The following is a 13,908-nucleotide window of genomic DNA, read 5'->3' on the forward strand; positions in this document are numbered from 1 at the left end:
GGCGCGTTCGCACGGCGCTAATCGGATGACGCGTAAGTCCATGCGGCCTAAGCGTTAACCCATCCCGAAATTGAACTTTTCGAATTATTCGAAAAGGTTTTTGTGATTCCTTTGGCGGTTTCTCAAAAATAGCGGGCAATAAACTTTGCCGTGCCGAATATCGGTGCTGAACAAGACGAGCGAAGACGGGAGTCCGAACTCGACAGGCGTTTGGCCTGAAGCAACCCATCGAGTCTCAAGACTCAAAGGAATACACATGAAAAAGACTCTGATCGTAACGGCCGTTGCCGCTCTGGCCGGTTCGTTCGCAACTGCTGCAAGCGCGCAAAGCAGCGTCACGCTGTATGGTCTGGTCGATGCGGGCCTGACGTACGTCAACAACGTGCAAGCTCCGTTCGGCGCAGGCTACGAAAAGGCAAGCGCGTGGGGCGTGACCAGCGGCAATCTGCAGAACAGCCGTTGGGGCTTGCGCGGCGCTGAAGACCTCGGCGGTGGCATGAAAGCCGTCTTCACGTTGGAAAACGGTTTCAACATCGCGAACGGCACCAGCGATGGTCGCCAGTTCGGCCGTCAGGCTTACGTCGGTCTGTCGATGGCGCAAGCGGGTACTCTGACGCTCGGTCGTCAGAACGACGCTGTTGCTGACTATCTCGGCCCGTTGAGCGCGACCGGTTCGTGGGGCGGCACGTACTTCGCGCACCCGGGCGATCTGGACAATCTGGACGGTAACGCTTTCCGCATTAACAACTCCATCAAGTTCGTGAGTGCGAACTATTCCGGCCTGTCGTTCGCTGGCGCATACGGCTTCTCGAACACCGCGGGCAGCTTCGCCGCAAACCGTGCATACAGCCTCGGTGCGGGCTATGCGAATGGTCCGTTCAAGTTCGGCGCGGCATACACGCAAGCGAACGGTTACAACTCGAACAACGTCGGCGCGATCACGGAGGTTCCGGTAACGCTGTTCACTCCGGCCGATCAAGACACAGCACGCGTGCGTACGTTCGGTGCGGGCGGTAGTTTCACGACCGGTGCTATGACGTTCGGTCTGGTTTGGACGCAGATCCGCCTCGACAACAATAGCAACGCCGCGCTTGATTCTTCGTCGATTACCAATAACTACGAAATCAACGGCCGCTACGCACTTAGCCCGGCACTGTCGGTTGGTGCGGCTTACACCTTCACGTACGCCAAGACCGAAGATCCGCTGGAGGAGTCCAGGCGCGTTCGCCGTCACCAGTTCGGTTTGCAGACGGACTATGCATTGTCCAAGCGCACCGACATCTATGCTGAAGGCGTTGTGCAGATCGCGAGCGGCGGTGGAGACGGCGTGTACCCGCGCGCTGCTATCAGCGGCGCAGGCGACGCTTCCTCGAGCAGCCGTCAGGTTCTCCTGACGACGGGTATCCGTCACCGCTTCTAAAGCGGTTTGAGCAGTACCAAGCTGTTGTAGCTAGCTAGAGAAGGGCGCCGCGAGGCGCCCTTTTCGCATTGGCGCGCCCGCTTTCACCGAAGAGAAATGCGTCACGCATTTGAATTGATCTACCATGGCGATGCGGTCCTACCAGCAAAACGCGCACTGACCGCGACCAGGAGAGCAATGATGATCTCGACATGCCGACCACATGTCCGCTGGATACCCATTCTGCTGCTCGCGACGCTCGCCGCGAGCCCCGCTCACGCCGACTCCGTCGCGCTAAAAGCGAACCTCCAGCCTTCGAGCGAAGTTCCGCCGCGCGTGAGCAAAGGCCACGGCATCCTCGACGCCACTTTCGACACCGACACCAAAGTGCTGACTTGGACCGCGACTTATGCGGAGCTATCGGGTCCGGTGACGATGGCGCATTTCCACGGCCCCGCGCCGGTCGGGCAGAACGCGAAGGTGCAAGTGCCCGTCGACAAGAAAGCGCTCGCGAGCCCGATGAAAGGACAAGCGACGCTGACGGACCCGCAAGTCACCGATCTCATGGCGGGTCAGTGGTATTTCAATATTCACACGCAGGAGAACCCGACCGGCGAGATACGCGGTCAGGTGGTGCCTGCCGATTGACGCTCGGCGACGATGAGTTGGCAAAGCGCCTTCGCGTGCTGGGTCGTAGCGAAACGCGTGCGTCCGCACAGCGCGCATCCCACGCTCGACGTCGAACTCGCGCGCGACTACGCGTCGCGCCGGCTCTGGTCGCCGCGCGTGCCGAAAGGATGGCGGCTCGACATCCGCGAGACAATCGGCGATGCACCGCTGCGCGGCCAATGGCTCATCCCGCCGACAACGCCGCGCGCAACGATTCTTTATCTGCACGGCGGCGGTTATTACTTTTGCTCGCCCCGCAGTCATCGAGCGATTACGTTCGGATTGGCGACCCGCGCGAATGCCAGCGTTTTCTCGCTTGATTATCGTCTTGCGCCGGAACATCGCTTTCCAGCGGCGCTCGACGATAGCGTCGCGGCCTATCGTCGGTTGCTCGAAAACGGGGTGCCGGCGCAATCGATCGTCATCGCGGGCGATTCCGCGGGCGGCGGCCTCGCGCTCGCGACGCTTCTCTCGCTGCGCGACGCAGGCGATCCGCTTCCGGCCGCAGCCGTGCTGTTTTCACCGTGGACGGATCTGACGTCCAGCGGCCAGTCGATGCGAACCAACGACGGCCGCGACCCGATGTATCACGCGTCGGCGTTTCCCAAAGTTGCCGAGCAATATCTCGGCGCGGCGGACGCGCGCAATCCTTACGCGTCGCCCGTTTTCGGGGATTACGAAGGCTTGCCGCCGCTCTTCGTCCAGGCCGGCGATACGGAATTGCTCCTCGACGACGCCACCCGCGTCGCAGCCAAAGCGCGCGCGGCGGGCGTGCGCGTCGAAATGGAAATCTGGCGCGGCGTGCCGCACATCTTCCAGATCTGGGCGCCGTTCATGCCCGAGGCGCGCGAGGCGCTCGCGCACGCCGCCGCATTCATCGAATCGACGGCGGCGGCGACGAATCCTCATCGCCCGCCCATGACCTCGATCGTCTGATACGCGCGCTCGACCGCCGACGCGCCGTATCGACGCTCGAGCCTGCGCACGGTGAAGTGCCCATGCGCCATCTGCTGGAAATGGTCGATGAACACGGTGTTGACCATCGCGCCGAGCACCGCGCCGATCGCCGGAATCGACTTCGCCGCGACCTGCTCGCTGACCTGCACCGAAAACCGCGATGCGACCGTCTGCAGGAACTTGAGCAGCGCCGTCGATCCGTGACTGCTCAGACCCTTGGCAGCGATCTCGTTTGTCGCGCGCGAGACCGACTGCGCAAGCGCGCCGCGCACGATGAAATAGCCGAGATCGGCGTTGTCGTCGTCGGTTTTGGTGCCGCCCATTCCGAGCACCATCATGCATTGCAATTGCGCCTCGACTCGATGCACGTCCTCGCCTTCGCTGCGCGCGATATCGCAGATCGAGCGGAACATCAGCGTCGTCGTAACGGGCAACTCGACAGGCAACGCGAACAGTCCGAATGCGCCGCCCGCCGCGCCGGTCGTCGCGACGGCGAGTTTGTGCATCAGGTTGTGCGGCTTGTCGGGCGGCGGCGCGAGTAGCGAATCGGAGGGCGCGCTCTTGCCGAGCGTGCGCAGCGCGACCTGAAGGCATTTCTTCAGCGCGAGCTGCGTCGCGTCGTCGACTTTTTCCTGCGCGGCGGCCGGCAAGCGGCCCATCAGCTTTTCGATGGGCGCGCCGACGACACTCGCCAGCTTCATCGTCAGCGACGGGCTTTCCAGCAATTCCTTCGCGCGGGCAAGGGCCGCGAAATCTTCGGTCGTAAGCGGCGAGGTGATGATCGGCGTCGGTTCCATGCGAGGGTTCTATCCGGGAAAAGGTAAGTTGACATGCAGAATTAGAGTGCGCGCCCGTGCTATGATTCCATTTCCGTTGACTAGTCAATCATTGCGCTTACAAAGATGGCCGTTCATACAGCCGCGCATCATTCCAGCGGGCAGGTGCTGCCTTTTCGCGAATCCCTCATGGCGATGCTGGGCGTTTCGTTCGTCACGATGCTCGTCGCGCTCGATCAGACTGTGGTCGGCACCGCGCTGCCGACGATCGTCGCGGAGCTTAAAGGCTTCGATCTCTACGCGTGGGTCGCCACGTCGTATCTTCTGACTTCCGTCATCACCGTGCCAATTTTCGGACGCCTCGGCGATTACTACGGCCGCAAGCCGTTCGTGATCGCGTCGATCGTCGTGTTCACCGTCGCCTCCGTGCTGTGCGGGCTCGCCAACAGCATGATGTTCCTCGTGCTCGCGCGCGGCTTGCAAGGCATCGGCGGCGGGATGCTCGTCGGCACGGCGTTCGCGTGCATCGCCGATCTTTTCCCCGATAACGTCGTGCGCCTGCGCTGGCAAGTGCTGATGAGTTCCGCGTTCGGCATCGCGAACGCGGTCGGGCCGTCGCTCGGCGGCTTCCTCACGCAGTATTACGGCTGGCGTTCGGTCTTCTACGTCAATCTGCCGGTGGGCATCGTGTCGCTCTTTTTCGTGTGGCGCTTCCTGCCGCATCTGCGGCACGTCGCGCATGAAGGCAAGATGCGCCTCGACTGGCCGGGCGCCGCGCTGATCGCGGTGGCGCTCGGCGCGCTGCAATTGTTCGTCGAAATGCTGCCGAAACACGGCTTCGGCGCGGAATCCGTCGCGCTGCTCGCGATGAGCGTCGCCGCCGGCTTCGCGCTGTGGAAGTGGGAAATGCGCTGCGATTACGCGATCCTGCCCATCGACATGTTTCGCAACAAGGCGCTCGCCGCGCTCTTCACGCTCGCGATTCTCGGCGGTTTCACGATGTTCTCGCTGCTCTTCTATGCGCCGCTGCTGTTCCAGGGCGGCTTCGGCATGTCGCCGAGGGACGCGGGCATGATGATTACGCCGCTCGTCGTGTTCATCACGATCGGCAGCATCGTGAACGGGCGCATCGTCACGCGCCTGAAGAACGCCAATCTGATGCTGTACGTCGGTTTCGCGCTGCTCGCGGTGTCGTGTCTCGGCACCGTCGTCGCGACGCACAACATGCCGCGTTCGCTGCTGCTCGTCGTCATGCTGCTCGGCGGACTCGGCCTTGGCTTCGTCATGCCGAATCTCACCGTGTTCGCGCAACAGACCGCGGGCCGCGCGCATCTGGGCATCGCGACGGCGCTTTTGCAGTCGCTGCGCATGATCGGCGGGATGATCGGCACCGCGCTCACCGGCACGCTCGTCGCGCATCTCTATGCGAGCGGCGTGAATCTCGCGCTGGAAAAAGATCACGCGATGCATTGGGCCGCTGATCTCTCCGATCCGCAAATCCTCATCAATCGCGAAGGTCAGGAGACGCTGCTTGCGCAACTGAGCGCGGCGGGGCATAACGGCGCGATGCTGCTCGAAGCCGCGCGCGAAGCGCTCGTCGCCGCGATCCACATTGGTCTCGCGCTCGCGGCGGTGATCGCGGTGGTGTCGTTGTGGCAGTCGCGCCGCGTTCCGCCGGTGCGACTGAAAGGGCCGCAAGAGCCGGTCATCCTCGCCGAATGATAGAGAAAGAGCATGAATGAACAGGACCGTATCGCCGTGGTGCAGCAATTCGGGCGCACATATCGCGCGTTCATGTCGGCGTTCGAGACGGCCGTCGGCCAGCCGATGCCACGCTGGCGCATTCTGCTCGCGTTGCACGAGCACGCGGGCGTGCTGTCGCAGAAGCGGCTCGTCGAGCATCTGAAAGTGGACCCGGGCGCGCTGACGCGTCAGCTAAAGACGCTGGAAGGACTCGGCTGGATCGTGCGCAGCGTCGATGCACGCGACAATCGCGTGTCGAATGTCGCGCTGACGGCGCAAGGACGCGCCATCGCGGAAGATGGTTTGCCGCGACGCAATGCGTTCCTTCACGACACGATGGCTTCGCTGCCCGACGAGGCCATCGAGGCCTTGTCGAGCGCGCTGCACATGTTCGAGGGACGCCTTCAGGAAGTGGCGGCCGCGAATGCCGCATCGGCGGCCGCGCTAGAAGAAAAGGCTTAGAAGAACGTTTCGATCACTTCGGTGACGCGATACTTCGGGTCGACGACCAGAATCTGACGCCACTTGTCGAACGTCAGGCACGGATGCGAGATATCGAACGCGATCATGTCGCCGACTTTCACGTCGTCGCCCGGCTTGATGCGCAAGTACGCGTGCTGATCCATCAGGCCGAAAATCTCCCAGCCTTCGTCGGGCGATACGTCACGCGGCGCTTCGTTGCCCGGACGATAATGCTTCGCCGGCTCCGGCATGCCCGCATCGAACGCGGAATCGCGCTTGCCCAGACCGATGATCGCGCGGTCCGGTTCCGGAATCGACTGCACGTACGCCCATAGTTGCAGCGCCGGCTTCAGACCTTGGCCCATCTTCTTCGCGATAGGATTGCGCGCGAAAATCTCGTTCTGCGCTTTCTTGTAGATGCCGACGTCGTGCGTCAGATAGCAGCCCGGCCGCAGCACGACCTCGATCGCATCGCTGTTGGCCTTCGCGAACTCGTCGGCGACGACGTCGTACCACGCCGATCCCGCGCCCGACAGAATCGCCGGCTTGCGCGCGATCTTGCCTTCGCCGATCAGCTTGCGCGTGACATCGACCGCGCTCTTCAGAAACTCGCGCACCTTGGTTTCGTCCTGCAGCACGCCTTCATACAACTCGATGCCCGCGAGTTCGATCGTGCCGTTCCAGCGCGCGATCGCGGCGAGGACGGCATCGCGCTGCGCGTCATCGCGCACGCCGGTGCGTCCGCCCGGCACCCCGAGTTCGATCAGCACGTTCAGCTTCTTGCGCACCGAGCTGAAAAATTCGCCGAGCTGATCGACGCCATCGGCTGAATCGACGAGACAGAAGAACTCGAAACTCGCGTCCGTGAGCAATTCGGCGATCATGCCCATGTTGCGTTTGCCGACGAGCTGATTCGCCATCAGGACGCGATGCACGCCGCCGCGATACGCCGCGCGCACCTGATGCGCGGTTGCGAGCGTAATGCCCCACGCGCCGGTGTCGAGCTGACGGCGGAAAAGTTGCGGCGCCATCGTCGTCTTGCCGTGCGGCGCGAGCTTCACACCGTATTCGCCGACAAAATCCTGCATCCACTTCAGATTGTGTTCGATGCGATCCGAATAGAGGACGGCGGCGGGCAGGCTCACGTCCTCTTCGAGCAGATTCCATTGCAGGCGCGACGCGTCGTTCAATTGGATGCCCGTGCCGGGCACCATGCCGAGGCCCTTGCCGAACGGGTCGATCGTCGCGTTCTGATAGTTTGTAACTTTCATGTGCTGCCACTCCATCGTCCGTTTAAATAAACCCCGCGCGCAGTGCGATGTGCGTCAAGGTTGACGGTGCCATGTTAACCAAAGTAGCATCCGGGAAGGAAATGTTATTTAGTAACACGGGCTCATCGTAAACCATGAACGGCCACGCCGACACGCTCAGTTTCGACATCGTCGCACGCATCGCGGAGCGGGCGCCCGAGTTGCGCGGGGCCGAGCGCAAGGTCGCCGCGCTGATTCTCGACGACATCGTGAGCGCGTCGCGCGCGAGCATCGGCGCGCTGGCGGACAAGGCCGAGGTCAGCGTCGCGACGGTGACGCGTTTCGCGAAAGCCGTCGGTTGCGAGGACGTGCGCGAACTGAAGCTGCGGCTCGCGCAGGCGGCGGGCGTCGGACAGCGTTTCTTCCGGCGCGACGCGGACGCCGTGCCCGATTCGCTCGCCGCGCGCATCTTCGAGGAAGTGCAGGCGACGCTCGCGCAGAATCAGGGCGCGCTCGCCGCCGCGCCGATCGCCGAAGCCGCGGATGCGCTCGCGGCCGCGTCGATGATCTACGTGTTCGGCATGGGCGGCGGCTCCACGGCGCTCGCCGACGAAATGCGCTTTCGCCTCGTGCGGCTCGGGCGGCCGGTCGCGTCGTATCAGGACGGGCTGTTGCAGCGCATGGTGGCGTCGACGTTATCGAAGGAACATGTGGTCGTCGCGCTTTCGGTGACGGGGCAGACGCCCGAGATCGTCGAAAGCTGCGCGCTGGCGAAGCAGTACGGCGCGCGCGTGATCGCGCTGACCGCGCCCGCATCGCCGCTCGGCGCGCTCGCGGACTGGCTGATTCCGGTCATCGCGATCGAAACGGATTTCATCTACAAGCCCTCGTCGTCGCGTTACGCGATGATGATGGCGCTCGATTTGCTCGTCACCGAACTGGCCGTCAAGCAGGCCGATCACAGCCGCGAACTGTTGCGGCGCATGAAGCACGCGCTCGATTCGCATCGCGGCGGCGGCGAGCGTCAACCCTTGGGAGACTGATCATGGAATCGTTGAAGGCCGACACGCTGATCGTCGGCGCGCGCGTGATCGACGGCACGGGCGCGCCCGCCGTCGAACGCGATGTCGCCGTGCGCGACGGACGCATCGTTGCGATCGAGGCGCCGGGCGGTCTCGCGGACTGGACCGCCGACGACGTGTTCGACGCGCAAGGCAAAGTGCTCGCGCCCGGTTTCATCGACGTCCACACGCACGACGACACGCACGTGATCCGCTCGCCGCAGATGATGCCGAAGATCACGCAGGGCGTGACGACGGTGATCGTCGGCAATTGCGGGATCAGCGCGTCGCCGGTGACGCTGAAGGGCGATCCTCCCGATCCGATGAACCTGCTCGGTGACGCCGCCGCGTTCGCGTACCCGACTTTCGCGTCTTACGTCGATGCCGTGAATGCCGCGCGCCCGACGGTGAATGTCGGCGCGCTCATCGGCCATACGGCGCTGCGCAACAATCATATGGACCGGCTGGATCGCGGCGCGTCCGCCGATGAAGTCGCCGCGATGCGCGCGCAGCTCGAAGAAGCGCTGGGTAATGGCGCGCTCGGATTGTCGAGCGGATTGGCGTATGGCTCGGCGTTCAGCGCGCCGCCCGAGGAAGTGCAGGCGCTCGCCGAGCCGCTCGCGAAAGCGGGCGCGCTCTACACGACGCACATGCGAACCGAGTTCGACGCCATTCTCGACGCGATGGACGAGGCGTATCGCGTCGGGCGTCATGCACGCGTGCCGGTGGTGATTTCGCATCTGAAGTGCGCGGGGCCGTCGAACTGGGGACGCAGCGCGGAAGTGCTCAAGTCGATCGAAGCGACGCGCGACGGGCAGCCGGTCGGATGCGATTGTTATCCGTATAACCGCAGTTCATCGACGCTGGACTTGAAGCAGGTGACGGGCGATATCGACATCACGATCACCTGGTCGACGCCGCATCCGGAGATGGCCGGCAAGCTGATCCGCGAAGTCGCCGACGAATGGAAGGTGACGCAGCAGGAAGCGGCGAAGCGCTTGCAGCCGGCGGGAGCGGTGTATCACAACATGTCGGAAGACGACGTGCGGCGCATTCTTTCGCATCCCGCGACGATGGTCGGTTCGGACGGCTTGCCGAACGATCCGCTGCCGCATCCGCGTTTGTGGGGCGCGTTTCCGCGCGTGCTCGGCCACTATGCGCGCGACGAAGGCGTGCTGACGCTCGAAGAAGCCGTGCGCAAGATGACGAGCCTGTCGGCGCGGCGTTTCAGCATCGCGGAGCGCGGCGAAGTGAAGGTCGGCTATCACGCGGATCTGGTCGTGTTCGATCCGGAGCGCGTGATCGATTCGGCGACGTTCGCGAATCCGCAGCAGGCGGCGGACGGCATCGACGCGGTGTGGGTGAATGGCGTTTTGACGTATCGCGAGCAGGCCGTGACCGGCGCGCGAGCGGGACGTTTCGTGGCGCGCGGTTCGGCATCCAAGCTGGATGCGGCCGGCGCGTTTTGAGCACTGGTTCGAGTCAGGAAAAGGAGTCTGAAAGATGAAGCGTTATGGCGTGGAAGGTGGCAAGGGACAAGGCGGCGCGCATATGCCGTTCGCACGCGCGGTCGAGGCCGATGGCTGGCTGTTCGTGTCGGGCCAGACGCCGATGGAAGATGGCGAAGTGATCAACGGCGGCATCGTCGAGCAATCGCACAAGGCGATTCAGAACGTCATCGCGATTCTGAAGGAGGCGGGTTACGGCACCGAGCACGTCGTGCGCTGCGGCGTGTGGCTGGACGATCCGCGCGATTTCGCGTCGTTCAACAAGGTGTTCAAGGAGTACTTCGGCGCGAATCCGCCGGCGCGGGCTTGCGTGGTGTCGTCGATGGTGATCGACTGCAAGGTCGAGGTGGATTGCGTGGCTTATAAGAAGGCGTAAGAAGGCGAACATGCGATCGCGGCTCTGATTCCTGTGAAGCAGAGCCGCGTCGTTATTCACTGCCGCGCCAGCCGCGCATTATCCGGCATCGGCAAGTTGAAATTCGTTCTGAACGGATTGATATCCAGCCCGCCGCGCCTCGTATAACGCGCATACACCGCGAGCCGTTCCGGTTTGCACTCCCGCATGATGTCCATGAAGATGCGCTCGACGCATTGCTCATGAAACCCCGTATGTTCGCGGTAAGACACGATATACCGCAGCAATCCCGCGTGATCGATCTGCCCGCCGTAATAGCGGATCTGCACGCTGCCCCAGTCCGGCTGTCCCGTAACCGGGCAATTCGATTTCAACAGGTTCGAAAACAACGTCTCGTCGACGGGCGCTTCATCGTGCGCGGCCTTCAATAACGAAGGATCCGGCGAGAAAACATCGCAATCGAGATCGAGCCGGTCGAGCGACAAACCATCGAACTCTTCCATCGTGAGCTTGCCGAAATCGGCCGGCGCGGCGAGTTGCACCGAAACCGTCGCGCCGCAGACGGCGGACACATCGCGCTTGATTGCCGCGCGCACGTCGTCGATCGAATCGAATTGCGTCTGCGCGAACGAGCCGAGATACAGCTTGAACGACTTCGATTCCACGATGTTCGGCGAATCCGCCGGCACGAAGAACGTCGCGACCGCGATCTGCGGCTTGCCGCGCTTGTTCAGCCACGACAACTCATACGCGTTCCAGATATCCGTGCCGAAGAACGGCAGACGCGCGGGCACGGCGATCGCATCGCGCGCGCGCTTGCGGTCGATCGGAAACAGCAGCGACGCATCGTACTGTTCGGTGTAATGGACGGGCTTGCCGAGCGGAGATTGATCGGGTGTCATGATGCGTTCGCTATGCCGCTGAGAACGTGCCCCGTCGCGGTGACGACGCGAGCCGATTCGCAGTGGCGAATTTGATCGTCGAAGAAAAAGTCGGGCTCGAATTCGCGCAGGAATTCGCCCTTGTCGAGTCCGCCGAGAAACATCGCTTCGTCGATTTCGATGTTCCACGCCATCAGCGTGCGGATCGCGCGCTCGTGCGCCGGCGCGGACCGCGCGGTGACGAGCGCCGTGCGGATGTGCATCGGCTGATCGTCGTGATCGTCGGCGATGCGCTGCAATTTGTTGAGCGCGGCGAGCAGCGGCTTAAGCGGACCGTCCGGCAGCGGCGACTCGCGTTTGTCCAATTCATGCCCGACGAACGCATGCAAACCATCGCTTTGAAACACGCGCTCGGCTTCGTCGGAAAAGAGCACGGCGTCGCCATCGAACGCGATGCGGATTTCGTCCGCGTAACGGCTCGCGGCGCGCGGCGTTTCCGGCAGCACGCGCGCGGCGGGAAAGCCGGCGGCGAGCGCGTCGCGCACATCGTCCGGATTCGCCGATAGAAACAGCGACGCCCGCAACGGTTTCAGATACGCAAACGGCGAACGGCCGCGCGTGAACACGCCGCGCTCGATCGCAAGTCCGTGTTCGCGGCACGAATGAAACGCGCGCAGCCCGCTGATCGGATCGCTGCGCGACAGGATCACCACTTCGACGCGCTGTTCATCCGCGTTCAGCGCGAGCAGCTTGCGGATCAGCCCGAACGCGACGCCGGGTTTCGCGGGCGTGTCGAGCCGCGAGCGTTGCAGCGCTTCGTATTGCGCGAGATCGCCGGTCTCGAAGACGCGGTTCTCTTCCTCGAAATCGAACAGCGCGCGCGACGAAATCGCGACGACGAGCTTGTCTTCGAGCGTGAACTTCGGCATTTCGATTTACGCCAGAAACAGCTTGTAGACCGGATTCGCGCCTTCGTCCCACCACGGATAGCCGAGCGTCGCGAGGAAGCGCTCGAACTCCGCGTTGTCCGACTGCGGCACCTGAATGCCGACGAGAATCGAGCTGTAATCCGCGCCCTGATTCCGGTAATGGAACAGGCTGATGTTCCAGTCGGGCGCCATCGACGAAAGGAACTTCATCAGCGCGCCCGGACGTTCCGGAAACTCGAAGCGCAACAGACGTTCGTCGCGCGCGAGCGGCGAATGTCCGCCGACCATGTAGCGAATGTGCTGCTTCGAGAGCTCATCGTGCGAAAGGTCGACGGTCGCGAAACCATGCTCGATGAACGACGACATCATCTGCGCGGTTTCCTTGCGCGACTTGATCTGCACGCCGACGAAGATATGCGCGGCTCTTTCATCGGCGATGCGGTAATTGAACTCGGTCACGCTGCGTGTGCCGACGAGCTCGCAGAAGCGCCGGAAGCTGCCGCGCTCTTCGGGAATCGTCACGGCGAACACGGCCTCGCGCGCCTCGCCGACTTCCGCGCGCTCCGCGACGAAGCGCATGCGGTCGAAGTTCATGTTCGCGCCCGACGTCACCGCGATGAGCGTCTTGCCCTCGATGCCCTCGCGCTCCGCGTACAGCTTCGCGCCCGCGACCGCGAGCGAGCCGGCGGGTTCGAGCACGCTCCGCGTGTCCTGGAAGACATCCTTGATCGCGGCGCAAAGGGCATCGGTATCGACGGTGATGACTTCATCGAGCAACTCGTTGCACAGCCGGAACGTTTCCTCGCCGACGAGCTTCACCGCCGTGCCGTCCGAAAACAGGCCGACTTCGGAGAGCGTCACGCGCTCGCCCGCCTTGATCGACTGCGCCATCGCGCAGGAATCCTCGGTCTGCACGCCGATCACCTTGATCTCCGGGCGCACCGCCTTGATGTACGCCGCGACGCCCGCAGCCAGCCCGCCGCCGCCGATCGGGCAGAAGATCGCGTGGATCGGACCCTGATGCTGGCGCAGGATTTCCATCGCCACCGTGCCTTGTCCGGCGATCACGTCCGGATCGTCGAACGGATGCACGAAGGTCAGGCCGCGCTCTTCCTGAAGCTGCACGGCGCGCGCGTAGGCGTCGCTGTACGACTCGCCCGCGAGCACGATTTCGACCGTCGGTCCGCCGTGCGCGCGAATCGCGTCGATCTTCACTTGAGGCGTCGTCGTCGGCACGGCGATCACCGCGCGGCAGCCGAGCCGCGCCGCCGACAGCGCCACGCCCTGCGCGTGGTTGCCCGCCGACGCCGTAATCACGCCGCGTGCGAGCACATCTGCCGGGAGCTGCGCCATCTTGTTATAGGCGCCCCGAATCTTGAACGAGAAAACCGGCTGATTGTCCTCGCGCTTGAGGAACACGGAGTTGCGCAGGCGCGCGGACAGGTTGCGCGCGGGTTCGAGCTCGCTTTCACGCGCGACGTCGTACACGCGCGCGGTCAGCACTTTTTTCAGGTAGTCGGGATGTGTCATGCGAGAAATCGTCAGGCGGCCGCGATGCGCGCAGGTTTTTGAGAGCGAAAGCATCAATGATAGCGCCATCCGCGCGCGTTCCGGGCGCGCCGTGTGCTTCGACCGTCCGGACGGTCGTGTAAAAAAGCGTCGAAAATGACATGAACGCGTCGCGAATCCGCACGCAAAAGCCCCTTCTCGCTGCTAGCGCCCGCAAACGCGCGTTTGCCCGATGGGTTAGAATTTCCTTTTACGAATCAGCAATCAGGATCGGCAGATGCACCGGCAGCTTCGGATCGATTTTCTGGCGCATGTTTCCCGCGAGTCGCATCCCGCGGCGGAAAGGCATGCGCGCCACGCGCGATCGTGGCGTTGATCCAGGGCACACCGAAGGCGCTGTGACGAGCCC

Annotated in this window: 13 protein-coding genes; 8 read left to right on the plus strand and 5 right to left on the minus strand. The window is 63.3% G+C overall.

The window, feature by feature from the left end; translation table 11 throughout:
- Positions 1–256: 256 nt before the first annotated feature.
- The 3 genes from QCE49_RS01260 to QCE49_RS01270 all read left to right on the plus strand — a co-directional run bounded on the left by QCE49_RS01260 (position 257) and on the right by QCE49_RS01270 (position 3,004).
- Entirely contained in the window at positions 257–1,420 is a 1,164-nt protein-coding gene (locus QCE49_RS01260; RefSeq protein ID WP_175979781.1) for a porin, read from the plus strand.
- Positions 1,421–1,600: 180 nt separating this feature from the next.
- A complete protein-coding gene (locus QCE49_RS01265) occupies positions 1,601–2,047 on the plus strand; it encodes a CHRD domain-containing protein (protein ID WP_008351655.1) in 447 nt (148 codons plus the stop codon).
- A 12-nt stretch (positions 2,048–2,059) separates the two neighbouring features.
- Positions 2,060–3,004 carry an alpha/beta hydrolase gene (locus tag QCE49_RS01270; protein ID WP_250456613.1) on the plus strand — a complete coding sequence of 315 codons (945 nt, stop codon included), beginning with the start codon at positions 2,060–2,062 and terminating at the stop codon, positions 3,002–3,004.
- On the opposite strand, the gene QCE49_RS01275 is transcribed toward QCE49_RS01270, so the two are convergent.
- Positions 2,974–3,822, minus strand: coding sequence for an EcsC family protein (locus QCE49_RS01275; RefSeq protein WP_008351653.1), 849 nt, complete (start codon positions 3,820–3,822; stop codon positions 2,974–2,976). The genes QCE49_RS01270 and QCE49_RS01275 overlap by 31 nt on opposite strands.
- Positions 3,823–3,927: 105 nt before the next feature.
- Here QCE49_RS01275 and QCE49_RS01280 point away from each other — a divergent pair, with 105 nt between their 5' ends.
- Together QCE49_RS01280 and QCE49_RS01285 are read left to right on the plus strand one after the other, a co-directional pair.
- The gene (locus QCE49_RS01280; protein WP_250456612.1) at positions 3,928–5,523 is read left to right on the plus strand and encodes an MFS transporter; all 1,596 of its coding nucleotides are present in this window, start codon (positions 3,928–3,930) and stop codon (positions 5,521–5,523) included.
- Between the two features lie 12 nt (positions 5,524–5,535).
- Complete coding sequence (locus QCE49_RS01285) at positions 5,536–6,006, plus strand: MarR family winged helix-turn-helix transcriptional regulator (RefSeq protein WP_008351651.1); 471 nt, start codon at positions 5,536–5,538, stop codon at positions 6,004–6,006.
- Here the strand turns inward: QCE49_RS01285 and QCE49_RS01290 are convergent.
- Positions 6,003–7,277 carry an amino acid deaminase gene (locus QCE49_RS01290; protein WP_008351648.1) on the minus strand — a complete coding sequence of 425 codons (1,275 nt, stop codon included), beginning with the start codon at positions 7,275–7,277 and terminating at the stop codon, positions 6,003–6,005. The two genes, QCE49_RS01285 and QCE49_RS01290, sit on opposite strands and share 4 nt — an antisense overlap.
- A gap of 134 nt (positions 7,278–7,411) precedes the next feature.
- On the opposite strand from QCE49_RS01290, the gene QCE49_RS01295 reads away from it, so the two are divergent.
- The 3 genes from QCE49_RS01295 to QCE49_RS01305 are packed head-to-tail and all read left to right on the plus strand — an operon-like array spanning position 7,412 to position 10,201.
- On the plus strand, positions 7,412–8,299 hold the full coding sequence (locus QCE49_RS01295; protein WP_008351646.1) for a MurR/RpiR family transcriptional regulator: 888 nt from the start codon (positions 7,412–7,414) through the stop codon (positions 8,297–8,299).
- A gap of 2 nt (positions 8,300–8,301) precedes the next feature.
- Positions 8,302–9,786, plus strand: coding sequence for an amidohydrolase family protein (locus tag QCE49_RS01300; RefSeq protein ID WP_034470570.1), 1,485 nt, complete (start codon positions 8,302–8,304; stop codon positions 9,784–9,786).
- A gap of 34 nt (positions 9,787–9,820) precedes the next feature.
- Positions 9,821–10,201, plus strand: coding sequence for a RidA family protein (locus QCE49_RS01305; protein WP_008351642.1), 381 nt, complete (start codon positions 9,821–9,823; stop codon positions 10,199–10,201).
- Between the two features lie 56 nt (positions 10,202–10,257).
- Here QCE49_RS01305 and queF read toward each other — a convergent pair whose 3' ends face one another.
- The 3 genes from queF to ilvA are packed head-to-tail and all read right to left on the minus strand — an operon-like array spanning position 10,258 to position 13,520.
- Positions 10,258–11,082, minus strand: coding sequence for an NADPH-dependent 7-cyano-7-deazaguanine reductase QueF (gene queF, locus QCE49_RS01310; protein ID WP_008351640.1), 825 nt, complete (start codon positions 11,080–11,082; stop codon positions 10,258–10,260).
- A complete protein-coding gene (locus tag QCE49_RS01315) occupies positions 11,079–11,990 on the minus strand; it encodes a 5'-nucleotidase (protein WP_008351638.1) in 912 nt (303 codons plus the stop codon). Before QCE49_RS01315 ends, queF begins: the two co-directional genes overlap by 4 nt.
- 6 nt (positions 11,991–11,996) lie before the next feature.
- Complete coding sequence (gene ilvA / locus QCE49_RS01320) at positions 11,997–13,520, minus strand: threonine ammonia-lyase, biosynthetic (protein ID WP_008351636.1); 1,524 nt, start codon at positions 13,518–13,520, stop codon at positions 11,997–11,999.
- Between the last annotated feature and the right edge of the window lie 388 nt (positions 13,521–13,908).

Source organism: Caballeronia sp. LZ008 (genome assembly GCF_031451435.1).
Classification (GTDB): Bacteria; Pseudomonadota; Gammaproteobacteria; order Burkholderiales; family Burkholderiaceae; genus Caballeronia; species Caballeronia zhejiangensis.

Bases quoted from the DNA above. Each gene is read 5' to 3' on its own strand.
- QCE49_RS01315 (WP_008351638.1), bottom strand. From the start codon at position 11,990: ATGCCGAAGTTCACGCTCGAAGACAAGCTCGTCGTCGCGATTTCGTCG.
- QCE49_RS01285 (WP_008351651.1), top strand. From the start codon at position 5,536: ATGAATGAACAGGACCGTATCGCCGTGGTGCAGCAATTCGGGCGCACA.
- QCE49_RS01275 (WP_008351653.1), bottom strand. From the start codon at position 3,822: ATGGAACCGACGCCGATCATCACCTCGCCGCTTACGACCGAAGATTTC.
- ilvA (WP_008351636.1), bottom strand. From the start codon at position 13,520: ATGACACATCCCGACTACCTGAAAAAAGTGCTGACCGCGCGCGTGTAC.
- QCE49_RS01270 (WP_250456613.1), top strand. From the start codon at position 2,060: ATGAGTTGGCAAAGCGCCTTCGCGTGCTGGGTCGTAGCGAAACGCGTG.
- QCE49_RS01300 (WP_034470570.1), top strand. From the start codon at position 8,302: ATGGAATCGTTGAAGGCCGACACGCTGATCGTCGGCGCGCGCGTGATC.
- QCE49_RS01260 (WP_175979781.1), top strand. From the start codon at position 257: ATGAAAAAGACTCTGATCGTAACGGCCGTTGCCGCTCTGGCCGGTTCG.
- queF (WP_008351640.1), bottom strand. From the start codon at position 11,082: ATGACACCCGATCAATCTCCGCTCGGCAAGCCCGTCCATTACACCGAA.
- QCE49_RS01295 (WP_008351646.1), top strand. From the start codon at position 7,412: ATGAACGGCCACGCCGACACGCTCAGTTTCGACATCGTCGCACGCATC.
- QCE49_RS01265 (WP_008351655.1), top strand. From the start codon at position 1,601: ATGATCTCGACATGCCGACCACATGTCCGCTGGATACCCATTCTGCTG.
- QCE49_RS01290 (WP_008351648.1), bottom strand. From the start codon at position 7,277: ATGAAAGTTACAAACTATCAGAACGCGACGATCGACCCGTTCGGCAAG.
- QCE49_RS01305 (WP_008351642.1), top strand. From the start codon at position 9,821: ATGAAGCGTTATGGCGTGGAAGGTGGCAAGGGACAAGGCGGCGCGCAT.
- QCE49_RS01280 (WP_250456612.1), top strand. From the start codon at position 3,928: ATGGCCGTTCATACAGCCGCGCATCATTCCAGCGGGCAGGTGCTGCCT.